24 protein-coding genes are annotated in these 23,510 nt (G+C 69.2%); 5 read left to right on the top strand and 19 right to left on the bottom strand.

The annotated features are described in order from the left end of the window. Positions 1-56: 56 nt before the first annotated feature. From J9315_RS06595 to J9315_RS06585, 3 genes are all read left to right on the top strand, one after another. Complete coding sequence (locus tag J9315_RS06595; protein WP_211979075.1) at positions 57-1,379, top strand: MFS transporter; 1,323 nt, start codon at positions 57-59, stop codon at positions 1,377-1,379. Between the two features lie 45 nt (positions 1,380-1,424). After that, positions 1,425-2,654 (top strand): PucR family transcriptional regulator, encoded by a 1,230-nt coding sequence (locus J9315_RS06590; RefSeq protein ID WP_211979074.1) that lies wholly within the window; start codon positions 1,425-1,427, stop codon positions 2,652-2,654. A gap of 68 nt (positions 2,655-2,722) precedes the next feature. Further along, positions 2,723-3,982, top strand: coding sequence for an amidohydrolase family protein (locus tag J9315_RS06585; RefSeq protein ID WP_211979073.1), 1,260 nt, complete (start codon positions 2,723-2,725; stop codon positions 3,980-3,982). 89 nt (positions 3,983-4,071) lie between these two features. Here J9315_RS06585 and J9315_RS06580 read toward each other — a convergent pair whose 3' ends face one another. The 8 genes from J9315_RS06580 to J9315_RS06545 all read right to left on the bottom strand — a co-directional run bounded on the left by J9315_RS06580 (position 4,072) and on the right by J9315_RS06545 (position 10,539). Further along, positions 4,072-5,418, bottom strand: coding sequence for an amidohydrolase (locus J9315_RS06580; protein ID WP_211979072.1), 1,347 nt, complete (start codon positions 5,416-5,418; stop codon positions 4,072-4,074). 40 nt (positions 5,419-5,458) lie between these two features. Next, positions 5,459-6,205: an SseB family protein gene (locus J9315_RS06575; protein WP_211979071.1), complete on the bottom strand. Its 747-nt coding sequence runs from the start codon at positions 6,203-6,205 to the stop codon at positions 5,459-5,461. A 4-nt stretch (positions 6,206-6,209) separates the two neighbouring features. Further along, the gene (gene priA / locus J9315_RS06570; protein ID WP_211979070.1) at positions 6,210-6,938 is read right to left on the bottom strand and encodes a bifunctional 1-(5-phosphoribosyl)-5-((5-phosphoribosylamino)methylideneamino)imidazole-4-carboxamide isomerase/phosphoribosylanthranilate isomerase PriA; all 729 of its coding nucleotides are present in this window, start codon (positions 6,936-6,938) and stop codon (positions 6,210-6,212) included. A 93-nt stretch (positions 6,939-7,031) separates the two neighbouring features. Continuing rightward, positions 7,032-7,742: an imidazole glycerol phosphate synthase subunit HisH gene (gene hisH / locus J9315_RS06565; RefSeq protein ID WP_211979069.1), complete on the bottom strand. Its 711-nt coding sequence runs from the start codon at positions 7,740-7,742 to the stop codon at positions 7,032-7,034. Continuing rightward, positions 7,742-8,341 carry a hypothetical protein gene (locus J9315_RS06560; protein WP_211979068.1) on the bottom strand — a complete coding sequence of 200 codons (600 nt, stop codon included), beginning with the start codon at positions 8,339-8,341 and terminating at the stop codon, positions 7,742-7,744. Before J9315_RS06560 ends, hisH begins: the two co-directional genes overlap by 1 nt. Then, positions 8,338-8,934 carry an imidazoleglycerol-phosphate dehydratase HisB gene (gene hisB, locus J9315_RS06555; protein WP_211979067.1) on the bottom strand — a complete coding sequence of 199 codons (597 nt, stop codon included), beginning with the start codon at positions 8,932-8,934 and terminating at the stop codon, positions 8,338-8,340. The genes J9315_RS06560 and hisB overlap by 4 nt, the downstream gene beginning before the upstream one ends. A 150-nt stretch (positions 8,935-9,084) precedes the next feature. Further along, a complete protein-coding gene (locus J9315_RS06550; RefSeq protein WP_211979066.1) occupies positions 9,085-10,218 on the bottom strand; it encodes a histidinol-phosphate transaminase in 1,134 nt (377 codons plus the stop codon). 9 nt (positions 10,219-10,227) lie between these two features. Then, on the bottom strand, positions 10,228-10,539 hold the full coding sequence (locus J9315_RS06545) for a LysM peptidoglycan-binding domain-containing protein (protein WP_249121048.1): 312 nt from the start codon (positions 10,537-10,539) through the stop codon (positions 10,228-10,230). A 243-nt stretch (positions 10,540-10,782) separates the two neighbouring features. Here J9315_RS06545 and lexA point away from each other — a divergent pair, with 243 nt between their 5' ends. Continuing rightward, positions 10,783-11,538: a transcriptional repressor LexA gene (lexA, locus tag J9315_RS06540; RefSeq protein WP_211979064.1), complete on the top strand. Its 756-nt coding sequence runs from the start codon at positions 10,783-10,785 to the stop codon at positions 11,536-11,538. Positions 11,539-12,121: 583 nt separating this feature from the next. On the opposite strand, the gene J9315_RS06535 is transcribed toward lexA, so the two are convergent. From J9315_RS06535 to hflX, 3 genes are read right to left on the bottom strand one after another with little or no spacing between them, the layout of a single operon-like run. Then, positions 12,122-12,376, bottom strand: a complete 255-nt coding sequence (locus J9315_RS06535; protein WP_211979063.1) for a hypothetical protein — start codon at positions 12,374-12,376, stop codon at positions 12,122-12,124. A 32-nt stretch (positions 12,377-12,408) separates the two neighbouring features. After that, positions 12,409-14,394 carry an ATP-dependent DNA helicase gene (locus J9315_RS06530; RefSeq protein WP_211979062.1) on the bottom strand — a complete coding sequence of 662 codons (1,986 nt, stop codon included), beginning with the start codon at positions 14,392-14,394 and terminating at the stop codon, positions 12,409-12,411. Next, positions 14,391-15,866: a GTPase HflX gene (gene hflX / locus J9315_RS06525; RefSeq protein WP_137825264.1), complete on the bottom strand. Its 1,476-nt coding sequence runs from the start codon at positions 15,864-15,866 to the stop codon at positions 14,391-14,393. The genes J9315_RS06530 and hflX overlap by 4 nt, the downstream gene beginning before the upstream one ends. Before the next feature lie 92 nt (positions 15,867-15,958). Between hflX and J9315_RS06520 the strand changes: the two genes are divergently transcribed. Then, entirely contained in the window at positions 15,959-16,573 is a 615-nt protein-coding gene (locus tag J9315_RS06520; protein ID WP_211979061.1) for a methyltransferase, read from the top strand. Positions 16,574-16,621: 48 nt separating this feature from the next. Here the strand turns inward: J9315_RS06520 and dapF are convergent, their stop codons facing one another. From dapF to J9315_RS06480, 8 genes are all read right to left on the bottom strand, one after another. Then, on the bottom strand, positions 16,622-17,599 hold the full coding sequence (gene dapF, locus J9315_RS06515; protein WP_211979060.1) for a diaminopimelate epimerase: 978 nt from the start codon (positions 17,597-17,599) through the stop codon (positions 16,622-16,624). Then, on the bottom strand, positions 17,596-18,534 hold the full coding sequence (miaA, locus tag J9315_RS06510) for a tRNA (adenosine(37)-N6)-dimethylallyltransferase MiaA (protein ID WP_211979059.1): 939 nt from the start codon (positions 18,532-18,534) through the stop codon (positions 17,596-17,598). Before miaA ends, dapF begins: the two co-directional genes overlap by 4 nt. Position 18,535: 1 nt before the next feature. Continuing rightward, positions 18,536-19,189, bottom strand: a complete 654-nt coding sequence (locus J9315_RS06505) for a hypothetical protein (protein ID WP_211979058.1) — start codon at positions 19,187-19,189, stop codon at positions 18,536-18,538. Between the two features lies 1 nt (position 19,190). Then, positions 19,191-20,687 carry a tRNA (N6-isopentenyl adenosine(37)-C2)-methylthiotransferase MiaB gene (gene miaB, locus J9315_RS06500; RefSeq protein ID WP_211979057.1) on the bottom strand — a complete coding sequence of 499 codons (1,497 nt, stop codon included), beginning with the start codon at positions 20,685-20,687 and terminating at the stop codon, positions 19,191-19,193. Between the two features lie 46 nt (positions 20,688-20,733). Next, on the bottom strand, positions 20,734-21,483 hold the full coding sequence (locus tag J9315_RS06495) for a regulatory protein RecX (protein ID WP_211979056.1): 750 nt from the start codon (positions 21,481-21,483) through the stop codon (positions 20,734-20,736). Positions 21,484-21,562: 79 nt separating this feature from the next. Further along, complete coding sequence (gene recA / locus J9315_RS06490) at positions 21,563-22,648, bottom strand: recombinase RecA (RefSeq protein WP_211979055.1); 1,086 nt, start codon at positions 22,646-22,648, stop codon at positions 21,563-21,565. A 242-nt stretch (positions 22,649-22,890) separates the two neighbouring features. Continuing rightward, positions 22,891-23,118: a DUF3046 domain-containing protein gene (locus J9315_RS06485; RefSeq protein WP_137826353.1), complete on the bottom strand. Its 228-nt coding sequence runs from the start codon at positions 23,116-23,118 to the stop codon at positions 22,891-22,893. Further along, complete coding sequence (locus J9315_RS06480; RefSeq protein WP_137826352.1) at positions 23,118-23,447, bottom strand: helix-turn-helix transcriptional regulator; 330 nt, start codon at positions 23,445-23,447, stop codon at positions 23,118-23,120. Before J9315_RS06480 ends, J9315_RS06485 begins: the two co-directional genes overlap by 1 nt. Positions 23,448-23,510: the final 63 nt, after the last annotated feature.

Raw genomic sequence — 23,510 nt, 5'->3', positions numbered from 1 at the left:
GAGCCGAGGCGCAAGGATTGAGACACTCATCACACACCAGGTCACTCAGGGAGGCAATGATGCAGACCAAGGCCACAGACTCACCGGACTCACCTCCGAAGAAATCGTCCCCGCTCCCGCTCATCGCGGGCACCACGGTCGGCAACTTCGTCGAGTGGTTCGACTTCGCCCTCTACGGGTTCGCGGCGACGATCATCGCCGCGACGTTCTTCCCTCCCGACGGCGGTGCCGGCGCCCTGGCGGCGACGTTCGCCGTCTACGCCGCGGCGTTCGTCATCCGTCCCGTCGGCGGGTACGTCCTCGGTCGCATCGGGGACCGCTACGGCCGCCGCCGCGCCCTGTCGATCTCCGTCATCATCATGGGCCTGGCGACCGCGGCCATCGGACTCATCCCCAGCTTCTCCGCGATCGGCTGGTGGGCACCGGCGCTGCTGCTCGTCTTCCGCTGCCTCCAGGGGTTCTCCGCCGCCGGCGAGTTCGTCGGGGCGACGACGTTCCTCATGGAGCATGCCCCGCAGGGTCGTCGCGGCCTGTGGTGCAGCTTCGTCACGACCTCGACGTGGCTCGGCACCGTCGGTGCCACCGCACTCATCCTCGTCCTCCAGGCGAGCTTCGGCCCCGCCTACCAGGAATGGGTGTGGCGCGTCCCGTTCGTCTTCGGCGGACTCATCGCGATGGTCGGCCTCTACGTGCGCCTCCGCCTCGCCGAGACCCCCGTCTTCATCAAGACCGAGGAGAAGATCGACGATGCTCCCCGCCTGCGCGACCTGTGGGCCAAGCAAAAGGGCATCATCATGATCGTCTTCGTCTACAACGTCTTCCTCGGCATCCTCACCTCCTCCGTCGTCGGCTACCTGCCGAGCTACCTCATCTCCGAGCTCCGGTTCGCCCCGCTCCAGGCGACGATCACCGTCACCGGCATGCTCATCGTCGCCGCGATCACCAGCCCGATGATCGGGGCGCTGGCCGACAAGTACGGTCGCCGCCGTCTCCTCATCCCCAGCGTCGCGATCGCCGCCGTCGCCGTCGTCCCCGCGTACGGCCTCCTCGGTGTGGCGGCACTGGCCTGGCTCGGCATGATCGTCATGGTCGTCGCGACGAACTTCGTCGGCGTCGTCGGCAGCATCAGCGTCCCCGAGCTCCTGCCCCCGCAGTTCCGCTTCGTCGGCCTCGCCCTGCCCACGGCGATCGCCTACGCGATCTTCAGCGGCACCGCTCCCCTCGTCAACTCGAGTCTCATCTCCGCCTTCGGCACCGCCCTGGCGCCCGGGTTCTACACCCTGGCGATCGGTGCGATCGCGTTCCTCGTCCTCGCCCGGTGGTTGCCGGAGACCCGGGACTCCTCGATCGCCCACGGTGCGCAGCTGCGCACCCGCTGAGACGACATGGACTGGGCCGCGTCCGCGTCCTCTACTCTTGGAGGCATGCAAGATGAGGTCCAGTCCATCGTCGATGCCCTGAGCACGGCGCTGGGGCGCACCGTCTCGGTCAGCGACTACTCGATCCGCCACATCGCCCACTCGAGGCAGATGGGAGCCGTCGACCAGGCCCGCATCGACTCGGTGCTCCGCCGCCGCGTCTCGCCCCAGCTCCAGGAGTTCATCTACTCCCAGGGCGCCCGTCACGCCACCGGGCTCTTCGAGGTCGCAGCGAACGAGAGCCTCGATGCCCGCATCGCCCGCTACGGCCACCCCATCAGCGCCGATGGTCGGACCCTGGGCTTCATCTGGCTCCTCCGCAGCGAAGGCCCGCTCGGTGCGGAGGAGGAGAAGACCGTCGCCGAGGCGGCCGCCTCGATCAGCCGGGAGCTGCGGAGACAGGCCCACGCCGGCAGGGCTCGGGACACCGCCCTCAAACAGCACCTCGCCGATGCCCTCTCCCCCGACCCGGAGGAGCGGACCAAGGGTGCGGAGGCACTCGCCCAGGAGAGGCTCTTCGGCGCCCAGGCCTCGACCCTGCTCGTCCTCGACTTCTCCGGCACCGCCTCGGCGAGCACCGCCCAGACGGGGATGAGCACCGCGCTCATGCTCGAACGCTTCACCGACTGGTTCTCCCTGGCCCCGGGCCTCTTCCACGACTTCGCCGACCACAGCGTCGTCCTCCTCGGCGCGGAGTTCCCCGACGATTCGGTACGGCAGTGGTGGCGGGGCGAGCTCACCGACCAGGACGTCATCGCCCGGGTCGGCATCGGCCTCGGCGACGCCCTCGACGACCTCCGCGACGCCGAGGCGACGTACGCGGCCTACCGGCACGCGCGCACGGCCGCGCGCATCGCCCTGACCACCGACACCGCCCCGGTCGCCCTGCGCCGCTTCGCCGAGCTCGGCTACTACGGACTCCTGCCCGAGGCGGGCCCGGAGGCCCTGGCGACCCCGGTCGCCGCAGTCATCGCCGCCCTCGTCACCGATCATCCCGAGCTCGCCGAGACGCTCGAGCGCTACCTCGACGCCGCCGGCGACGTCCGCGCCACCGCCTCGGCGATGTACCTCCACCGGGGCAGCCTCTACAACCGGCTCAAGCGGATCGAACAGCTCACCGACCTCGACCTCGGCAGCGGCGGTGACCGGCTGAGCGCCCACCTCGGCCTCAAACTGCTCCGCACGACTGGACAGCTGTCGTGGCCGGAGTCCGTCGAACACGACAGTCAGCGATAGTCGCACGCGCCGGGCCTCGAGATAATCGAGACACGACCACCGTTTCAACGACGAGATCAGAGGTAACCATGGCGATCTGGCTGGCCAACCCCACTGTGATTCCCTGCACCGGCGACGAGACCGACAAGGGTCCGGGCACCGCACCGCGGGAGGTCACGGGAATCCGCATCGACGATGGCCTCATCGATCGCATCGGAGGGTCCGCCGAGGCGGGGGACGAGGTCATCGACGCCGCCGGCCTGACGCTCACCCCGGGTCTCATCGACGGGCACACGCATGCGGGCATGGCGAGTCCCGTCGATGCGAGCCTGCGCCACGACCTGCCCGTCGCCGTCCTCGCCGCCGACATCTTCCACGTCTGCGGTGAGGCCCTCGACGCGGGGTTCACGACGCTGCGCGACTGCGGCGGCCTCGACCTCGGCGTCCCCCAGGCGATCGCGAGCGGCCGTGTCCGTGGCCCGCGGATCGTCCAGTCCGGTCCGATCCAGGCCCAGACCGGCGGGCACGGCCACTACTCGAGCGAATGGGAGCCGACCGAGTACTTCGACACCCATGCGATCCCGGGGCTGCGGACGATCGCCCTGCTCGCCGACAGTCCCGACGAGGTCCGCAGGAACGTCCGTGAGTCCTTCCGCCGCGGGGCCGACTTCATCAAGATGTGCGTGACCGGCGGGGTCCTCGGCTTCCGCAACAACGTCGAGGCCACCCAGTTCACGTTCGACGAGATCGCTGCAGCCGTCCACGAGGCGACCGCCCGCGGCACGTACGTCACGGTCCACGCCCACAACGCGACGGGCATCCGCACCGCCATCGAGGCCGGGGTCAAGTGCGTCGAGCACGGCACCGGCATCGACGCGGAGACAGCGCAGCTCATGGTCGAGAACGGCGTCTCCCTCGTTCCGACGTTCGCCACGGCGTACGTCTACCTCACCGGGTCGAGCGCCTCCGGGGTCGAACACGACTTCTCCGCCCAGATCGACGGGGTCATCGCCGGGATGGAGTCGTCTCTGCGCGAAGCCAGGAAGGCCGGGGTGCGCATCGGTCTCGGCTCGGATCTCACGGGACTCAACCAGGTCAACCGCGCCGAGGAGATGAAGCTGCGCTCGCAGCTCGAGTCCCCGGAGGCCGCGCTCATCTCCGCGACCCGGATCAACGCGGAGCTCTGCGACCTCGGCGAGGTCACCGGCACGATCGAGGAGGGCAAGCGCGCCGACCTCGTCGCGTGGACGGCGTCCCCGCTCGAGGATCCCACCCGCTTCACCGACCGGTCGACGATCGCGCATGTCTTCCTCGACGGAAAGCGCGTGGCGGGATCGGCCGCCGGGTGATCGTCGGACGCCGGCAGTCGCTTGCGGCTGCCGGTTGTCGGTCACGGCTGCCGGTTGTCGGTCGTGCCGGCCGGCCGCGCTGAACGCGTTCAGTCGAAGTAGTGCTCGACGTCGATGGCGCCGCCGGCGCGGGTGAACTCCGCGTCGACCTCGGCGGCCAGAGCATCGTCGACGAGGTAGTCAAGCGCCGTGCACGCCAGCCCGTAGGCGGCATCGCGCGCGGCGGCCTCGGCGGCCGGGGTGATCGCTGCCGCGGCGAACTCCCGGGTGTGCAGGGCCACCTCGGCGTCGGCGGTCCTGATGAGCGGGTGGATGCCGGGGATCCGGTAGGAGACGTTGCCGAAGTCCGTCGAAGCCGCGATCGACTCGTCGAGGACGCCCGCCGGCAGCGGCGAGCGTCCGCGCTCCTCCTCGTGGAGAGCCCAGCGCGTCGTCAGCGCCGCATTGCCGCGCACCGGCAGCGACGGCGGGTGTTCATCCCACGTCACCTCGACCCCGGTGCCGGTCATCAGCGCCGCCCCCATCGCCGCCTCTTCGACCCGCTGCGAGAGCTCCTTGAGCGTCTCCGGGTACTTCGAGCGGACGTAGCACTGGACGGTCGCCGATTCCGTGATGATCGAGGGCCTCGTCCCGCCGTCGGCGATGACGGCGTGGAGGCGGGAGATCGGCGGCATCTGCTGCCGGAGCAGGCCGAGGCCCTGATAGAAGAGGGTCGCGGCGTCGAGTGCGTTGCGTCCCATGAAGGGCTGCGCCGAGGCGTGCGCGGCGACTCCCGTATACGTGACCTCGAGGAGGCGACGGCCGAGCCACACCTGGTCGGCGCAGTCGTAGCCGTACCCGTGGACCATGATCGCCGCGTCGATGCCGTCGAAGGCACCGGCCCGGGCCATGACCTCCTTGCCCGAGTGCCCCTCCTCGGCGGGGGTGCCGAGGAGAACGACGGTGCCCGGCACAGCCGCAGGATCCCTCTTCACGAGTTCGTCGAGTGCGAGGAACGCCCCGACGGCGGCAGCGGCGATGAGGTTGTGGCCGCACGCGTGGCCGATCTCCGGCAGCGCATCGTATTCGGCGAGGATGGCGATCGTCCTGCCCGAACCGGAGCCGGTCGTTGCGCGCAGGGTCGTGTCGACGCCGAAGAGGCCGGTCTCGACGGCGATGCCGCGGGAGGCGAGGACGGCGGCGATCGCGGCGACGGATTCGTGCTCCTCGTACGCGGTCTCGGCGAGGCCGTGGATGGTGTGGAGGAGTTCGGTGATGTCGGCGCCGACGGTCTCGAGTCCCTCCGCGATCGCCTCGGTGCTCGTCGTCGGGGCACCGGTGAAGGTGTCGGTCCACTCCCCTGCCGCACCGACGCGGGCCTGCGTCTCGGCGGAGATGTGGTCGAGGTAGGACTCGTCGGGAACGGCGGGGCGGCTGAGATCGCGCAGGGGGCTCATGTCACTCAAGCATAGGAGACCCAGCGCCCACAGCCGGGCGCTAGGCCGCGGTGAGCTGGAGGGCGAGGGAGTCCACGCGGTCGATGATGAGCGCATCGACGGCGAGCGCGTGCTGGAACCGGTCGAGTTCGCTGTCGTCGACGTCACCGCGGACGCCGAGGCGGATGCCGAGTTCCGGTCCTTCGACGTGGACGCGGGCGCTGCCGGGACTGAGACTGATCGTCGCCAGCCATGGGAAGGCCTCGGCGATCGTCGCGATCGCCTGCCCCACCTCGGCGTCGGCCCACGACGGCGACCACGGCTGGCCCTGCGCGAATGCGAACAGCGCGGGACGCCGCAACAGGAACGACCGTGCGGTGCCGGGGTCGAGGACGACGAGCTGGGATTCGGCTTCGACGGCGCCGAGGACGAGGCGCTCGGCTTCGATCGGCACCGGCCGGGCCTCGGGGTGCCAGGAGGTCAGCGGGGGGATCGCGGAGAACCCGGGCGTGCACTCGCGACCGTCGGCGGCTTGGAGGCGGACCATCGCCATGTCCGAGGAGTTGTCGACCATGAGCCCGTTCTCTCCGACGCCGTGGTCGACGGCCAGGGGCACGATCGGCGCGTAGAGGCGGGTGCCGGACAGGGCCGTGACGACGCCGCGGTGGGATTCGGGGTCGAGCGGTGCCGCGGCCACGGTCTCGAGAGCCGCGAGCAGGGCCGCATCGGCCTCACCGGTGTCTCCGGAGAACGGGTTCGGGGCGAGGCTGCGGCCCTCCCACGGCTGGCCGGCCGAATCGGTCGACATGGTCTCAGCGTCCTGCGACGTCGAGGGCCTCTTCGAGCGTGAACTGCCCGGCGTAGAGGGCCTTGCCGACGATCGCGGAGTCGACGCCGGCGGGGACGAGGCTGCGGAGGCTGCGGAGGTCATCGAGGCTCGAGACGCCGCCGGAGGCGGTGATCGGCTTGTCGGTGCGCGTCGACATCGATTCGAGGAGGTCGAGGTTGGGTCCCTGGAGGGTGCCGTCCTTGCGGACGTCGGTGACGACGTAGCGAGCGCAGCCGGCTTCCTCGAGGCCGGTGAGCACCTCGAAGAGGTCCCCGCCGTCCTTCGTCCATCCGCGGGCGGCGAGCGTCTGCCCGCGGACGTCGAGGCCGATGGCGACCTGGTCGCCGAAGCGGGAGATCATCTCGGCCGTCCACTCGGGGTTCTCGAGGGCCGCGGTGCCGATGTTGACGCGTTCGGCCCCGGTGTCAAGCGCTCGTTCGAGGCTTTCGGTGTCGCGGATGCCGCCGGAGAGTTCGACCTTGATGCCCACGGCCTTGACGACCTGGTTGAGGAGGTCGGAGTTCGATCCCCGACCGAAGGCCGCGTCGAGGTCGACGAGGTGGATCCACTCGGCACCGCGCTCCTCGAAGTCGTGGGCGGCGTCGATCGGTGAGCCGTAGTCGGTTTCCGTGCCCGCTTCGCCCTGGACGAGGCGGACGGCTTTGCCGTCGGCGACGTCGACGGCGGGGAGGAGAACGAGCTTGTCAGTCATGGTGGCCTTTCCTGGGTCGCAGTCGGTGGTGCGGTGGTGGATGCGACGCTGAGTCAGTGATTCCGGGACCGGGCCGGTCCCGGGGCGTGCGGGTCAGTCGTTCGGCGCGGATGCTCCGGGCGAACCGGGGCTGTCGGGCGACTCTGGATTGTCGGGCGACTCGGGATTGTCGGGCGACTCGGGGTCCCTCGGCGTTGCGGAGAACGTCGCAATCCAGTTGCGCAGGAGTCCGGCACCTGCGGTCGCGGACTTCTCCGGATGGAACTGGGCCGCCCACGTCGTCCCGTCCTCGACGGCGGCGACGAAGTCCCCGCCGTGGGTCGCTGTCGTCACGAGCGTCCCGGGCGGGTGCTCGGTGGCGGCATAGGAGTGGACGAAGTAGAACTTCTCGTCCTCGATGCCGGAGAACATCTGCGATCCGGGGGCCGCTGTCACGCCCGTCCACCCCATGTGGGGCACGACCGGCGCGTCGAGCGCGGTGACCTCACCGGGCCACAGGCCGATGCCCTCGGTCTCCTCCCCGTGTTCGCGTCCGCGGGAGAAGAAGACCTGGAGGCCGACGCAGATGCCGAGGAGGGGACGACCGGCGGCGTGCCGGTCGCGGATGAGGTCGACGGCGCCGACGGATTCGAGCCCGCGCATCACGGCGGAGTACGCGCCGACTCCGGGCACGAGCAGACCGTCGGCGGCGTCGATGACCGCGTGGTCGGCGGTGAGGGTGACGTCGGCACCGGCCGCCTCGGCGGCGCGCACCGCGGAGCGGACGTTGCCGGCACCGTAGTCGAGCACGGCGATCGTCGTCATCAGCGCTGCCTTCCTGAGAGGACGCGGGAGATCCGCCACAGCGAGAACCCGAGGACGATCGCCCCGACGACGGCGACGATCCAGGCGACAGCGTTGCCGCCGAGGCCGACGGTGACGCCGAAGGCGAGGACGAGACCGGCGAGGACGGCGACGACGATCCACATGAGCGCGGTGCGCGCGAGCGCGGCCCGTCCCGGCGTCATCGTCGCCGCGCTCGCCTGGAGCTTCGACATCGACGAGGTCGGGATGTTGCCCTCGACCTCCTCAGGCGTGACGGTTTCGAGGAGGATCTGCTCGGTGACGTCGGGGAGGTTGCGCAGGGCGAGTCCGGCCGGGACATCGGATTCGCGTGCCCCGTGGCGGAAGTGGCCGGCGTCGATCTGCTCGTCGCTGCGGACGAGGAGGAGGACCTCGTGTTTGCCGGCGAGCTTCGAGATCGCAGCGGCCGCCTCGTTGCCGGCTTCGACACCGGTGTCGGAGAGCACGATGCCGGTGAAGTCGCCGATGGGCACGATGGTGCCGGAGATGTTCGAGAGCACGCATGCGGCGGCGAGCTGGTCGGGGACGCCGAACGGGGTGACGACGACGGTGGTGCTCACAGGACTCCCTTGGTGCTCGGGACAGCGGTGGTGCGGCCGTCGGGTTCGACGGCCTCGCGCAGGGCGCGGGCGAAAGCCTTGAACTGGGCTTCGACGATGTGGTGCGGGTCGCGGCCGCGCAGCAGGTCGAGGTGGACGGTGAGTCCGGCGTGGAACGCGATCGACTCGAGCGCGTGGGAGGTCATCGAGCCCGTGAAGTGCCCGCCGATGAGGTGGTACTGCTGACCCTCGGGTTCGCCCTGGTGGACGAAGTAGGGGCGGCCGGAGATGTCGATGACGCAGCGGGCCAGCGATTCGTCGAGCGGGACGAAGGCGGCACCGTAGCGGCGGATGCCGGCCTTGTCGCCGAGCGCCTCGGCGATGGTCTGCCCGATGACGATCGCGGTGTCCTCGACGGTGTGGTGGACGTCGATGTCGGTGTCGCCGGAGGCGCTGATGTCCATGTCGATGAGCGAGTGCTTCGCCAGTGCGGTGAGCATATGGTCGAAGAACGGCACCGTCGTCGAGATGTCTGCTCTGCCGGTGCCGTCGAGATCGAGGGCGACGGACACGGTCGACTCGGATGTCGATCGGTCGCGTTGGGCCTTCCTCATAGTGAGCCTTTCTTCGCTCTGGTCATCACGCGACGCATGGGTGCGCCGCTGTCCATTGTCTCAGTCCCTGTCCGCATCGTGCACAGCGGTCTCGCCACAGACCATCTGCGATCTCGTCGCCGAGGCGATGGTGGCGGTCTCCGACGGGCGTCAGCGATGGCTGAGCAGCGTGTCCGGTGCGGTCGCGACGATGTCGTCGAGGGCGGCGAGGAACGCGGTCGTCTCCGCTTCGGTGCCGGCGTTGACCCTGGCGTGGTGGGGAATGCCGATGTCGCGGATGAGGACTCCGCGGTCGAGGAGCTTCTGCCACAGGTCGGCCGGTGAGGCGATGTTGCCGAAGAGGACGAAGTTCGAATCGCTCGGGTAGACGGTGAAGCCGAGGGCGGCGAGGCGCTCAGCGATGGCCGTGCGCGAGTCGATGAGCCGGTCGACATTGCCGAGGAGGAGGTCGGCGTGATCGAGCGCCGTGCACGCGAGCACCTGGGTGATGTCGGAGAGGTGGTAGGGCAGCCGCACGAGGCGGAGGGCGTCGATGAGTTCGGGGGCCGCGATCGCGTAGCCCAGCCGCAGTCCTGCGCAGGCGAAGGCCTTGCTCATTGTCCGGGAGACGACGAGGCGCGGTCGCCCCTCGAGCAGGGTCATCGCCGAGGGCAGGGCGGGACGGGAGAACTCGGCGTACGCCTCGTCGACGATGACGATTCCCCGGCAGTTCTCGTATGCGGCGGCGATGACGTCGAGGCCGATCGAGGTGCCGGTCGGATTGTTCGGGGTGCAGAGGAAGACGATGTCGGGATCGACGCGGGCCACCTCGGCGGCGACGGATGCGGCGTCGAGTTCGAACTCCTCGTCACGGGAGGCCGCCACCCAGGTCGCGCCGGTGCCGGTCGTGATGAGCGGGTGCATCGAGTAGCTCGGGGTGAAGCCGAGAGCGGTGCGTCCGGGTCCGCCGAAGGCCTGGACGATGTGGGAGAGGACCTCGTTCGAGCCGTTGGCCGCCCAGATCATCTCCGGGACGAGGTCGACCGAGCCGCCCGCCCGTTCATTGACGCCGTCGAGGTAGGTGACGAGGTGCTCACGCAGCGCCGTGAATTCCCGGTCGGGGTAGCGGTTGAGTCCGGCGAGGTGGCCGTCGACGGCCCGGCGCATCGCCTCGGTGACGACCTCGGGGATCGGATAGGCGTTCTCGTTGACGTTGAGCTGCACCGGAACGTTGAGGTGCGGAGCGCCGTAGGGCTGCTGACCGACGAGGTCGGAGCGGACCGGCAGAGAGTCGATGTTTCCCACACACCGATTTTAGCGCTGGGGAACGTCGAGGCTCTGGCCGGGGTGGACGACGGGGCTGTCGAGGTGGTTGAGCTCGACGATGTCGGCGACGACCTCACGGGTGTCGCGGTCGAGGCCAAGGTTCGAGGCCACGGTCCACAGCGACTCGCCCTCGCCGACGACGACGGCGTCAGCGGCGACTCCGACGACCTCTCCCTCAGCGACCGCCTCGGCGGTGAACGTCTGGGTGGAGATGAAGAGCGTTCCGCCGATGATGGCGAGAGCGCACAGGGCGGTGCGGAGCAGGCGCACGGCGCGGCGGCCGCGGACGGTCAGACGCATTTCGTGATTCTTCTCAGACATCGCTTTACCTCTTTCTTCGTACGATTCCACCCGCAATGGGTAGAACGTCTGTTCTATTCAACATGCCAATCGAACAAATGTCCAGTCCATCTCGAACATTTATGAGACAATGAGCGAGAACCAGCGTTGTTGATCGATCTCGAACAACCATCCCAGGCGGCACTGACACGAGATCTCTCGAAGCGCTTCGACCGGTGGGATTAGAACGAAGGGGAAGAGGCAATGGTGCAGAACAAACGAGGCAGAGGCAGGCCGCGCAACGAGGATGTGGCCAGCGAGATCGCGGCTGCGCGCAGCGAAGAGGACGAGGTCGAGATCCCCGACGGGCCGACCGGAGCCGGCGACTTCCGACTCTCCCCCCGGCAGCGGCTCGTCCTCGAGACGATCGAACGCGCCGTCGTCACCAACGGCTACCCGCCGAGCATGCGCGAGATCGGTGAGGCCGCGGGGCTCGCATCGCTCTCGAGCGTGGCGCATCAGCTCTCGCAGCTCGAGCGGCTCGGCTATGTCCGTCGCGATCCCAAGCGCCCTCGGGCGATCGAGGTCGTCAATCCCTTCGAAGAGGAGGAGGCGGAGCGCGCGAAGTACGAGGAGCTTGCGAACAACACCGTCCAGGTCCCCGTCGTCGGCCGCATCGCCGCCGGTGGTCCGATCCTCGCCGAGCAGGAGGTCGACGACGTCTTCTCCCTGCCGACGCAGGTCGTCGGCTCCGGAGAGATGTTCCTCCTCAAGGTCGTCGGCGATTCGATGATCGAGGCGGCCATCTGCCACGACGACTGGGTGGTCGTGCGCAAGCAGCACACCGCCGACAACGGACAGATCGTCGCCGCCCTCCTCGACGGCGAGGCGACGGTGAAGACACTCAAGCGCAAGGCCGGACGTCAGTGGCTGCTCCCGCAGAACAAGGACTACGACCCCATCGACGGCACGTATGCGCAGATCATGGGTCTCGTCGTCGCCGTCATCCGCCGCCTCTGAGAGCTGTTACCGAGCACGGCCTGCGCGGAGCGACTGCGCATATCGCGGGCACTGCCTGCACAGTTCGCCTGCTCGAGCACTGCCTGCGCCCGGCGACGAGTGCCCCCGACCGTTCACGGTCGGGGGCACGCGTGCGTTCCGCAGGGTCCCCGGGCGCGGACGACCACCTCGGCGGCCGGGCACGATCGCCTCGGCGGGGCCGGATTTCGAATCCCGCACACGCAGCCGCACGGACAACCCGTGCACGCGGTGGATCAGCGGCTCCGCGTAGGGGGTGCGAAGCTGCGCGGTGTGTGCCACTCCGGGTTGTGCGTACGAAACTGCGCGACGGATCTGCGGCTCCGCGGTGGTCGTCGCGCTCCGGGTGCCTTTCGACCGCCTCGGCGGGCTCAGATTTCGAATCCCGCACACGCAGCCGCACGGACAACCCGTGCACGCGGTGGATCAGCGGCTCCGCGTAGGGCCTACGAAGCTGCGCGGGGTGACTGCCACTGAGGGTTGTGCGTACGAAACTGCGCGACGGACCTGCGGCGCAGTTGAATCGACGGATCTGCGGCGCAGCCGAATCAGAGACTGAGATCGTTCACAGACCGTTCTGCACATCGGTCAGGGAGTCGGCAGTCGGATAGCCCTGTGTCGAGTCGCCCATTCCGAGCAGAAAGACCAGGGTGAGCACCATGGCAGCACCGCCGAGAACGAAGGCCACAACTGGCCAGACGTTGAGATAAGTGGCGCCCATGAGCAGCCCGATGCCCCCGGCGGCGAAAAGGGCGAGACCCGTGAGGAGACTCGCCAGCCAATGTTTCCGCTGGGGCTTCTTCTTCCGTTTGCGCGCCATGGCGCGAACTGTACCACCCGGCCCCGCGGACCTCATCCCGTGGCTGCGTCGTCGTCCTTCGCGTCGGCGAGCCGGCCGAGGGCGGTGCGGACGAGCTGCGCGTCGGTCGTCGGCCACATCTGCGGCATCGAGTTGACGAGGTAGCCGGCGTACCGGGCCGAGCGCAGCCGCGAGTCGAGCACCGCGACGACGCCCTTGTCGGCCGTCGAGCGGATGAGGCGCCCGGCACCCTGGGCCAGGCGCAGTGCGGCATGCGTCGCGCTCACCGCCATGAACCCGTTGACACCGCGCTTGTCGGCGTCCCGGGCCCGCGCCTGCATGAGCGGATCGTCCGGACGCGGGAAGGGGATCCGGTCGATGATGACGAGCCGGTTCGTCCTCCCCGGCACGTCGACGCCCTGCCACAGCGACATCGTCCCGAAGAGACACGCCTCATCGTCGGCGGCGAACCGGGAGACGAGCGACGGCAGACCGTCCTCGCCCTGGAGGAGGATCGGAACATCGACCCTGGCACGCAGATGCTCGGCGGCGGCATTCGCTGCCGCCTTCGAGGAGAAGAGTCCGAGCGCCCCGCCACGGGACGCGGTGACGAGCGCTTCGAGTTCGGCCAGCGCCTCCTCGCTCAGCCCGCTCCGACCGGGTTTGGGCAGGTGAGAGGCGACGTAGATGATGCCCTGCCGGCCGTAGTCGAAGGGTGAGCCGACGTCGAGGCCGTCCCACCTCGGCGCATCCGGTCCGAAGAGACCGAGCGAGGCGGCCACGGCGTCGAAGTTCCCACCAAGGGCGAGCGTCGCCGAAGTCGCGACGACGGTGGAATCCTCGAAGATCCCATTGCGCATCGTCCCGGCCACGCTCAGCGGGGCGACGACGAGGTTCGTCGTCTCGCGTTCGCGGAAGGTGCTGCGGCTCAGCCACACGACGTCGTTCTTGCCGGGGTCGCAGAAGCGCTCGGCGAGTTCGAAGATCTCCTGGCACCGGGCCTTGGCCATCTGCCGGCCCGCATCGGCCTCCTCCCCGCGTCCGCCGATGTCGTTGATGATCTGCCGGGCGGAGTCGCGGATCTGCGTGAGGGCGAGTGCCAACGGCTCGGCGACGGAGAGCATGAGCCCCTCCTGGACACCGGCGGTGGCGCGTTCGAAGGCCGCCGAGGCGGTGTCGAGCATCGCGACGACCCCGTCCTCGACCGTCGTGTTCTTCCGCACCGCCGAGGTGGCTGCCGACAGCATGCCCGTGTTGATCTGGCCGGACAGGGCGTTCGTCACGCGGTCCTTGAGTTCGTGGGCTTCGTCGATGATGATGACGTCGTGTTCAGGCAGGACGGAGTTCTCCCCGAACGCGTCGATCGCGAGCAGCGCGTGGTTCGTCACGATGATGTCGGCCTCCGAGGCCGCGGTCCGCGCCTGTTCGGCGTAGCACTCGGTGAAGAGCGGGCAATTCGACCCGAGGCAGTCGAACGCGTTGACCGACACCTGCGCCCACGCCTTGTCGCTGACGCCGGGCAGCAGATCGTCCCGGTCGCCGGTGTCCGTCGTCTTCTCCCACGTCCGGATCCGCTGGATCTCCTCACCGAGGCCGGACCGGTCCGCGGGCTTGCGACCGGCGGCGGCATCGGCGCCGAGGTCGAAGAGCATTCCCTCGTCCTCATCGGGATAACCGCCTTCGAGCTTGTGCTTGCACACATAGTTGCGCCGCCCCTTGAGCAGCGCGGCCTTCGGCAGCGGGTCGAGCGTCTTCTTCAGCGCCTTGAACAGGCGCGGCAGGTCCCGGTGGATGATCTGCGTCTGCAGTGCCAGCGTCGCCGTCGAGACGACGACCGTCCCGCCGGTGCGGCTGGCGTACTCGGCGGCGGGCACGAGGTAGGCCAGCGATTTGCCGGTGCCCGTGCCCGCCTGGACGAGGAGGTGGATGTTCTTGTCGAGCGACGAGGTGACCGCCTCGGCCATCTCGGTCTGCCCCTCACGGGGCGCTCCGCCGATCGCCCCGACCGCGGTCTGGAGCAGATCGGAGACGGTGCTCACTCGCCGATGACCAGGTCGGGCCTGCGGAACTCCTCGAGTTCGGCGGCGAGTTCGGCCGGGACCTTCGCCTGCATGCCCGTGCCGCCGGCGCCGTGCTCCTCGTGCTCGACGGTGCCGAGCGCGTAGATCTTCGACACGAGGTCGCCGCGCTCATACGGGATGAGGACGGTGATCTCGATGTTCGGCGAGGGCAGCTTCTCCTCGATCGTCTCGACGAGTTCGGCGATGCCCTCCCCCGTCGCCGCGGAGACGAACCGCGCTCCGGGGTATTCGGCGCGCAGCGCGGTGACGACGTTCTCGTCGGCGAGGTCGACCTTGTTGAAGACGAGGAGTTCGGGGATGTCACCGGTCTCGACGTCGCCGAGGACCTCGCGCACGGCGTGGATCTGCCCGTGCGGGTCCGGGTGCGAGGCGTCGACGACGTGGAGGAGCAGATCGGAGTCGGCCGCCTCCTCGAGTGTCGACCGGAACGCCTCGACGAGCTGGTGGGGCAGGTTCCTCACGAATCCGACGGTGTCGGTGTACGTGAACGTGATGCCCTCAGCCGTCCGCGACTGCCGGACGGTCGGGTCGAGGGTCGCGAACAGGGCGTTCTGGACCATCACCTCGGCGTCGGTGAGCCGGTTGAGCAGGGAGGACTTGCCCGCGTTCGTGTACCCGACGATGGCCACCGACGGGATGTGGTTGCGATTGCGGTTCTTCCGCTTCGTGTCCCTGGCCGGCGCCATCCCGGCGATCTCCCGGCGCAGCTTCGCCATCCGCGTGCGGATGCGACGGCGGTCGAGCTCCATCTTCGTCTCACCGGGACCGCGCGAACCGATGCCGGCACCGCCGGCGACCCGGCCACCGGCCTGGCGGGACATCGACTCACCCCAGCCGCGCAGACGCGGCAGGAGGTATTCGAGCTGCGCGAGCTCGACCTGGGCCTTGCCCTCGCGGGACTTCGCGTGCTGGGCGAAGATGTCGAGGATGAGCGCGACGCGGTCGACGACCTTGACCTTGATGACGTCCTCGAGCCCGCGCCGCTGGCTGGGGGCGAGTTCGGAGTCGATGATCACGGTGTCGGCGCCGACGGCTTCGACGATCTCCTTGAGCTCGGCGGCCTTGCCCTTGCCGAGGTACGTGCCAGGGTCCGGCTTCTCCCGGCGCTGGACGATCGCATCGAGAACTTCGGAACCTGCGGTCTCGGCGAGCGCGGCGAGTTCGCGGATCGAGTTCTCCGCCTCGTCGAGCGTGGTGTTCCACAGTCCGGCGAGCACGACGCGCTCGAGCCGGATCTGGCGGTATTCGACCTCGGTGACATCTTCGAGTTCGGTGGAGAGTCCGGCGACGCGCCGCAGGGCGGCACGCTCGGCGAGATCGAACTGGGAGTCCTCGTCAGCGGGGGTTCCCTGCGGGCTCAGCGCCTGAGCACCTCTGGCGAGGACGCGGTCGAGCATGGCATCTCGACGCTCTTTGTCGGTGGACGTCATTCATTCCTTTGTTCGTGTGTCGTTGTCGTCTGCATTCTGTGCAACGCATTCCGACGTCGTTCTATTCTCCCACAGCCGACTAGACTGCAACTGTGGCAGAGCACTATTTCACGCAGAGCCCGACGAGCGACGCGAAGCGCCGGGAGATCACCCTCGACCTCGCCGGTCGCACCGTGACCGTGGAGACGATGAGCGGGACGTTCTCCCCCACCCGGCTCGACCCCGGTACCGCCGTGCTCCTCAAGCACCTTCCCGCTCCCGCCCCCGGCGACCTCCTCGATCTCGGGGCCGGGTGGGGTCCGATCGCGCTCCATTCCGCGCTCCAGGCGGCCGACGCCGAGGTGGACGTCCGCATCTGGGCCCTCGACGTCAACTCCCGGTCACTCGCATCGACGGCGGGCAATGCGGCCCGCCTCGGGCTCGAGACGATCCGTCCCGTCACCGCAGACGAGATCCCCGCGGACCTCGAGTTCTCGACGATCCGGTCGAATCCGCCCATCCGGATCGGCAAGGAGGCCCTCCATGAGCTGCTGGAGACGTGGCTGCCCCGGCTTGCCCCCGGCGGGCGCGCGGACCTCGTCGTGTCGAAGAACCTCGGCGCCGACTCCCTTCTCGGCTGGATCTCCACGATGCTCGGTGAGGGGTTCACCGCTGAGCGCACCGCCTCGGCGAAGGGGTTCCGGATCCTCACGATCCACCGGGACTGAAGCGCCCGCGGATACGGTGTGGCTTCCGGCGTCGAGCGCCCACAGACTTCAGTCGAGGGTGCCGCTCGCGACGAGGACCGCGGGACCGGCCAGCGTGACGGTTCCGGCCGTGCCGGTCTGATCAGGGGTGATGCCGATGCGCAGGCGACCGCCGGGAACGTCGACGCGCCACTGCAGGGGCGAGGCTGCGCCGGCCCAGTGATGGGCGGCGATCGCGGCCGCACACGCACCGGTCCCGCACGAACGGGTCTCCCCGACGCCGCGTTCGGACACGCGCATCCGCAGGGCGCCCTCCCCGCCGGCGACGTCGCTGCGGGCCGGTTCCATGACGATGTACTCGACGTTCGACCCGTGCGGCGGCACCGGGTCGAGGACGGGATAGTCGCGGAGGTCGGCGGCGGCGAGCTCGGCCGCCTCGGCGAGTGCCACGACGGTGTGCGGATTGCCCGTCTCGACGGACAGTCCCGGGCGGGCAACGTCGATGCCGTCGGTCGTCACGAGCACCTCTGCGCGGTCGTCGAGTGACCACGCGCCCATGTCGACGGTGTACCACGCGTCCTCGGGCGAACCGGGAATCCGCACGGTCGACGCCTCGGTCGCAGGGTCGGTTTCACCGAGCGCGGGGTTGAGGGTGGTGCGGACGGTCTTGATGCCGTCGCGGGTGGCGACCTTGATCTCCGGGGCGTCGGCGGGGACGCGACCGGTGGTGACGAGGGCGTGGGCGAAGACGCGGACGCCGTTGCCGCACATCTCCGAGAGGCTGCCGTCGTGGTTGTAGTAGTCCATGAACCATTCGGCGCCGGCGGCGGCCTGTTCGGCGGCGCCGGGGATGCCGCTGTCGGCGGAGCGGACGATGCGGATGACGCCGTCGCCGCCGAGCCCGGTCTGCCGGTCGGCGAGCAGAGCGACGGTCTCGGGGTGGAGCGTGAGGTCACCGTTGTCGTCGTCGAGGAGGACGAAGTCGTTCTCGGTGCCGTGCCCCTTGTGGAAGCGGGTGCCGGAGAGTGCGGCGAACGGTGAGGTCATGCCTCCATCCTAACGATCGCCAGTGCCCGGCTCAGCGGTGACCCCGGGGACTCCGGTGCCGCTGCCCCTGCCTCGCTCATGTCGATCCAGGTGATGCGCGGGTCGCGGCGGAACCACGTGTCCTGACGCCGGGCGAACTGACGGGTGCGCACGATCGTCGACTCCTGCGCCTCGGCCGCGCTCATCGCGCCCGCGAGATGCTCCTGGATCTGTGCATACCCGATCGCCCGGGAGGCTGTGCGACCGCGGGTCAGCCCCTGGTCGAGCAGGGTGCGGACCTCGTCGACCCAGCCGGCCTCCCACATCCGGGCGACGCGCGTGGCGATGCGTGCGTGCAGGGTCGCCCGGTCGACGCCGAGTCCGAGGTGGATCGTCGGTTCGATCTCCGTGTAATCGGGCAGGGAGGCGCTGAAGGGCCGGCCGGTGAGTTCGATGACCTCGAGGGCGCGGACGATGCGGCGTGCGTCTCCGGTGCCGATCTTCTCCGCGGCGACCGGATCGAGGCCGGCGAGCCGGTGGTGGGCGGCCCACCGGTCGGCGGCGACCTCGGCCTCAAGGCGGGCGCGCACCTCAGGGTCGGTGCCGGGGAACTCCATGTGGTCGGTCGCGGCGCGGGCGTAGAGGCCCGAGCCGCCGACGAGGATCGGGCGCCGCCCGCGCGTCCGGATATCGGCGATCGCCTCCCGGGCCGCGGTCTGGAAGGCCTGGACCGTGGCCTCCTCGGTGACGTCGAGGATGTCGATGAGGTGATGGGGCACCCCGCGGCGCTCGGCCACCGGCAGCTTCGCGGTGCCGATGTCCATGCCCCGGTAGAACTGCATGGAATCGGAGTTGATGATCTCCCCGTCGAGGCGTTCGGCGAGGTCGAGGGCGAGGTCGGACTTGCCCGTCGCGGTCGCGCCGACGATCGAGATGATCGGTGCCGGGGCGGTCATCTCAGCCTTCGGCCACGGCGCACAGGGTGCGCACGTCGTGGACGGTCGAGTCGTGGACGATCGTCACCTCGCGGGTCCCCGGGGTGCCGACCTCGGGGTGGTCGAGGGCGGCGCCGAGGAGGTCGAGGTCGGCGTGGACGGCGCGGGCGCCGCTCACGGCGGTCCGCAGGGTCGGGGTGTCCCAGCGTGCGATCGCGGCGGCGACGTCGGCGTCGAAGTCGCTCGCTCCGGGCACGGGGGCGAGTGGGGCATCCGCCGAGGCGGCGCCGGAGAGGTCGATGGGCGCGAGCATGTCCTCGCTCGTGCCGGCCGCGCCGATGGTCACGCCGACCTCGTGCGCGTGGAGTGCGGCGATGGCCAGGCCCGGATGCGCGGTGCGGCAGGCGTCGCGCTCGTCCTCGTCCAGGGCGGTGACGGCGTCGACCCAGGCGTCTGCCTCGAGGAGGTCTCCGGTGCGGGTGTCGATACCGCGGTCGATGCCGAAGCCGCCGAGTCCGAGGAGGACTGGCAGGGTGTCGACCGGCAGGGCCCACGCCGAGGCGATCGCCAGGACGTCGAGGATCGCTGCGCGGGCAGCAAGGGAGCGTCGGGGTTCGGTGCGGTCGATGTGCGACAGCAGCACGGGGGTGGCCGGGATGAGCGCGAGGCGTCGCATCTCAGGTGCGCGGGCGGATCGTCGGCATTCCGAGCACGGTGGCGCCGCCGGGGGTGACTCCTGCGGTCGGGGTGCCGCAGCTGTCGGCCTGTGCGCGATCGAAGGCGTCTCCGGCGCGCGACGGCCGCACGCTGACGCCGGAGTCGGCGAGGAGGAAGTACGGCTTCGCGTCGGTGACCGTTGCCGTGACGAAGTCTCCGGGACGCGGCAGCTCGAGGCCGGCCGGCGGCGAGACGTGGACGAGCCGGTTGTCGGCGGCGCGTCCGCTCAGGCGCGGGGAGTCGGCGTTCGGCAGGCTTGTGACGAGGACCTCGACCTCGGTGCCGATGAGCGCCTTGTTCTCCTCCCACGCGATCTCGTCCTGGAGGGCGATGAGGCGTTCGAACCGCTCCTGGACGATCTCCTTGGGCAGCTGGTCGGGCATCGTGGCCGCGGGCGTGCCGGGACGAATCGAGTACTGGAAGGTGAAGGCCTGGGAGAACCGGGCACGACGGACGATGTCCATCGTGCCGGCGAAGTCCTCTTCGGTCTCGCCGGGGAAGCCGACGATGATGTCGGTGGTGATCGCGGCGTGCGGGATTTGCTCCCGGACCGTGTCGAGGATGCGCATGAAACGGCTCGTCCGGTAGGACCGGCGCATCGCCTTGAGAATCCGGTCGGAACCCGACTGCAGGGGCATGTGCAGCTGCGGCATGACGGTCGGGGTCTCGGCCATCGCGTCGATGACGTCGTCGGAGAAGGCCGCGGGGTGCGGACTCGTGAAGCGCACGCGTTCGATGCCCTCGACATTGCCGACGGCGCGCAGGAGCTTGGCGAACGCGCCCTTGTCACGGAATTCGGCGCCGTAGGAGTTGACGTTCTGCCCGAGCAGGGTGACTTCGACGACCCCGTCGGCGACGAGGGCTTCGACCTCGGCGAGGATGTCGCCGGGACGGCGGTCCTTCTCCTTGCCGCGGAGGCTGGGGACGATGCAGAACGTGCACGTGTTGTTGCAGCCGACGGAGATCGACACCCACCCGGAGTGCTGGGATTCACGGCGGCTGGGCAGGGTCGAGGGGAAGACGTCGAGACTTTCGAGGATCTCGACCTGGGCTTCGTCGTTGTGCCGGGCGCGTTCGAGGAGCGCGGGCAGCGACCCCATGTTGTGGGTGCCGAAGACGACGTCGACCCAGGGGGCCTTCTTCACGATCGTGTCGCGGTCCTTCTGGGCCATGCAGCCGCCGACGGCGATCTGGAGGCCGGGGTGGTTCTCCTTGACCCTCGCGAGTCGACCGAGGTTGCCGTAGAGGCGGTTGTCGGCGTTCTCCCGCACCGCACACGTGTTGAAGACGACGACGTCGGCCTGGGCGTCGACGTCGGCGCGGACGTATCCGGCGTCGTCGAGGAGGCCGGACAGGCGTTCGGAATCGTGGACGTTCATCTGGCAGCCGTAGGTCTTGACCTCGTAGCTGCGCGCATGCGCGTCGGTGGTGTGCGGGGCGTCGATGAGTTCAGTCATGGCCCCACCATTCTACCGCCGCGCCCGTGTCTCCGCTGTCGCCGACTCAGCCCTCGGCGAGCACCTCGCGGGTGACCTTGAGGCAGATCGTCGAGGAGAACCCGCGGCGGGCGAGCATCCCGAGGATCCGGCGTTCGCGCACCTCGTGGTCGAGGCCGCGGGTCGACCGCGCCTTCTTCTCGGCGACGTCGCGGGCGAGGCTCTCCTCACCCTCGGCTCCGCCGTCGACCTCGTCGACGACGCCGACGATCGTGTCCTCGTCGATGCCCTTCCGGCTCAGCTGCCGGCGCAGGGCCGAGCGGGAGAGCTTCTTTCCCTCACGCTGGGCCTTGGCGAAGCGGCGGGCGAACTCGGTGTCGTTAAGGAGGTTCGAGCGTTCGAGCTTGGTGATGAGCCGGTCGATCGCGGCCGGGTCGAAGTCGCGTTTCGCGAGCTTCTCCCGCAGCTCGGTGCTCGAGTGGTCGCGCATCGCGAGCATGTTGAGCGCCGTCTTCTTCGCCTTCGCATAGGACTCGGCGAACTCCGGGGAGTCCCCGACGTCGGGGGCGAGAGAAAGAGCATCGGCCCGAGCGGGCTGCTCCCCCGCCTCGGCGATCGCATCTCTCGCCGACGCGACATCATCTCTCGTTGGTGCGACCTCGTCGCCCGCCGCCGCGAGCCCGGCGAAGAACCCCGACTCCCCCTGCGCGTGACGATGTTCGAGGTCGGACATCGCCGCGCGCAGGGCGCTGAGCTGAGCGGGTTCGGGCCCCGGCTCGCCTGGACGGCGAGCATCGGAAGTGCGCTCTTCGGTCATGGGTCTCCCCCAGTCATGAGGTCATGAGGTCATGAGATCGTGCCGACTCCGCGCACAGGTCGCGCGGTCCGGCACACGGTCACGAGATCTCGACGTCGTCCGTCTCCTCGGCGGCAGCGGACTCCGTGGTCTCGTCCTCGACCTTGATGAGGCCCATCTTGTGCTTGATCTTCAGCTCGATCTCCTCGGCGAGGCCGGGGTTGTCGCGGAGGAAGTTACGGACGTTCTCCTTGCCCTGGCCCAGCTGGTCGCCGTCGTAGGTGAACCACGAACCGGACTTGCGAATGATCCCGTTGTCGACGCCCATGTCGATGAGGCTGCCTTCGCGGGAGATGCCGTGGCCGTAGAGGATGTCGAACTCGGCCTGCTTGAACGGCGGGGCCACCTTGTTCTTGACGATCTTCGCCCGCGTCCGGTTGCCGATCGCATCCTGGCCCTCCTTGAGGGTCTCGATGCGGCGGACGTCGATGCGCACGGAGGCGTAGAACTTCAGCGCCTTGCCGCCCGAGGTCGTCTCCGGGGAGCCGAAGAAGACGCCGACCTTCTCACGGAGCTGGTTGATGAAGATCGCCGTGGTCTTCGACTGGGCGAGGGCACCGGTGATCTTGCGCAGCGCCTGCGACATCAGGCGGGCCTGGAGACCGACGTGGCTGTCGCCCATCTCGCCTTCGATCTCGGCCTTCGGCACGAGGGCGGCGACGGAGTCGATGACGATGATGTCGAGTGCGCCGGAGCGGATGAGCATGTCGGCGATCTCGAGCGCCTGCTCACCGGTGTCGGGCTGGGAGACGAGGAGCTGATCGGTGTCGACGCCGAGCTTCTTCGCGTACTCGGGGTCGAGCGCGTGCTCCGCGTCGATGAACGCGGCGATGCCGCCGGCCTTCTGGGCGTTCGCCACCGCGTGGAGGGCGACCGTCGTCTTGCCGGAGGACTCCGGTCCGTAGATCTCGACGACGCGGCCGCGCGGGAGACCGCCGATGCCGAGCGCGATGTCGAGAGCGACCGAGCCGGTCGGGATCGACTCGATGGGCTCCCGGACTCCTTCGCCGAGGCGCATGATCGCGCCCTTGCCGTAGTTGCGGTCGATCTGGCCGAGCGCGGCGTCGAGCGCCTTGGACTTGTCGCCGCCGGTGGGGATCTGCAGGTTCTTGGGTGTACGCGCCATGACCTCTCCTAAAGTGTTCGCAAACTGTGAGACCAAGGCTAGAAGATGGCACTGACATGACGACAGGGAAGCGATCTCCCCTGTGGACAACCGGCCACTCGTGGTCACAGGTCCCGTGATTCGCTCACCATCATAGCCGATATAAGAACATGTGTTCGAAATGTTGCGGCGTGTCGTTCGAAGATTGTCGGCACCCCTGCGCGCCGGCCACACCAGCCAGCATCTCCGCCAAGCTCAGCAGCTCAGAACGGCCGGGACCGCGGCTTCTCCTTGCCGAGGCGCCGCGATTCGGGCACGCCCATCGAATCGCACACGGCGATCCAGATGTCACGGGGTTCGATGCCCTGGCGGAAGGCCTCGGCGGCGGTCACCGAGCCGAGGCTGCTCAGAGTGAGGTCGGTGTGGAGGGATGCGGCGCGCGCCTCCCCGAACTCCTCGTTCATGAGGGTCCAGTAGAGCGTGTGGCGCATTACGGCTTGGCAGCCAGCCGCGGGGTCGGGTAACCGCCCGGGTGACCGAGGATCTTGTCCGAGAGCTCCTGCGGGATGGTGTCGGGGATGGCGACACCCTCTTCGAGGGCGAAGCGGTCCGAGACCTCGCTGAGCAGCGCCGAGACCGGCAGCTCAAGAGCTTCGCAGATCGCGGAGAGGAGCTCCGAGGAGGCTTCCTTCTGTCCGCGTTCGATCTCGCTGAGGTAGCCGAGCGACACGCTGGCTCCCGTGGAGACATCGCGCAGCGTCCGTCCCTGACGGCGGCGAGCGGAACGCAGGGCATCGCCGATTTCAACTCTCAGTAACATTGTGCGTCCCTCCCTTTGATCGCGCGATCGTGGATTCAACTTTACAGCCCGGTCGCGCGGGGG

This window comes from Brevibacterium sp. W7.2 (assembly GCF_018137945.1).
Classification (GTDB): Bacteria; Actinomycetota; Actinomycetes; order Actinomycetales; family Brevibacteriaceae; genus Brevibacterium; species Brevibacterium sanguinis.
This window is presented reverse-complemented; position numbering and strand designations above follow the sequence as displayed.

Bases quoted from the DNA above. Each gene is read 5' to 3' on its own strand.
- J9315_RS06480 (WP_137826352.1), bottom strand. From the start codon at position 23,447: ATGTTACTGAGAGTTGAAATCGGCGATGCCCTGCGTTCCGCTCGCCGC.
- J9315_RS06590 (WP_211979074.1), top strand. From the start codon at position 1,425: ATGCAAGATGAGGTCCAGTCCATCGTCGATGCCCTGAGCACGGCGCTG.
- hisH (WP_211979069.1), bottom strand. From the start codon at position 7,742: ATGACGACGATCGCCGTGCTCGACTACGGTGCCGGCAACGTCCGCTCC.
- miaA (WP_211979059.1), bottom strand. From the start codon at position 18,534: ATGACCGCCCCGGCACCGATCATCTCGATCGTCGGCGCGACCGCGACG.
- J9315_RS06595 (WP_211979075.1), top strand. From the start codon at position 57: ATGATGCAGACCAAGGCCACAGACTCACCGGACTCACCTCCGAAGAAA.
- J9315_RS06545 (WP_249121048.1), bottom strand. From the start codon at position 10,539: ATGCGTCTGACCGTCCGCGGCCGCCGCGCCGTGCGCCTGCTCCGCACC.
- miaB (WP_211979057.1), bottom strand. From the start codon at position 20,687: ATGACTGAACTCATCGACGCCCCGCACACCACCGACGCGCATGCGCGC.
- hflX (WP_137825264.1), bottom strand. From the start codon at position 15,866: ATGACGTCCACCGACAAAGAGCGTCGAGATGCCATGCTCGACCGCGTC.
- J9315_RS06495 (WP_211979056.1), bottom strand. From the start codon at position 21,483: ATGACCGAAGAGCGCACTTCCGATGCTCGCCGTCCAGGCGAGCCGGGG.
- priA (WP_211979070.1), bottom strand. From the start codon at position 6,938: ATGACTGACAAGCTCGTTCTCCTCCCCGCCGTCGACGTCGCCGACGGC.
- J9315_RS06535 (WP_211979063.1), bottom strand. From the start codon at position 12,376: ATGGCGCGCAAACGGAAGAAGAAGCCCCAGCGGAAACATTGGCTGGCG.
- dapF (WP_211979060.1), bottom strand. From the start codon at position 17,599: ATGACCTCACCGTTCGCCGCACTCTCCGGCACCCGCTTCCACAAGGGG.
- hisB (WP_211979067.1), bottom strand. From the start codon at position 8,934: ATGAGGAAGGCCCAACGCGACCGATCGACATCCGAGTCGACCGTGTCC.
- J9315_RS06575 (WP_211979071.1), bottom strand. From the start codon at position 6,205: ATGTCGACCGATTCGGCCGGCCAGCCGTGGGAGGGCCGCAGCCTCGCC.
- J9315_RS06580 (WP_211979072.1), bottom strand. From the start codon at position 5,418: ATGAGCCCCCTGCGCGATCTCAGCCGCCCCGCCGTTCCCGACGAGTCC.
- J9315_RS06585 (WP_211979073.1), top strand. From the start codon at position 2,723: ATGGCGATCTGGCTGGCCAACCCCACTGTGATTCCCTGCACCGGCGAC.
- J9315_RS06505 (WP_211979058.1), bottom strand. From the start codon at position 19,189: ATGCGACGCCTCGCGCTCATCCCGGCCACCCCCGTGCTGCTGTCGCAC.
- J9315_RS06485 (WP_137826353.1), bottom strand. From the start codon at position 23,118: ATGCGCCACACGCTCTACTGGACCCTCATGAACGAGGAGTTCGGGGAG.
- lexA (WP_211979064.1), top strand. From the start codon at position 10,783: ATGGTGCAGAACAAACGAGGCAGAGGCAGGCCGCGCAACGAGGATGTG.
- recA (WP_211979055.1), bottom strand. From the start codon at position 22,648: ATGGCGCGTACACCCAAGAACCTGCAGATCCCCACCGGCGGCGACAAG.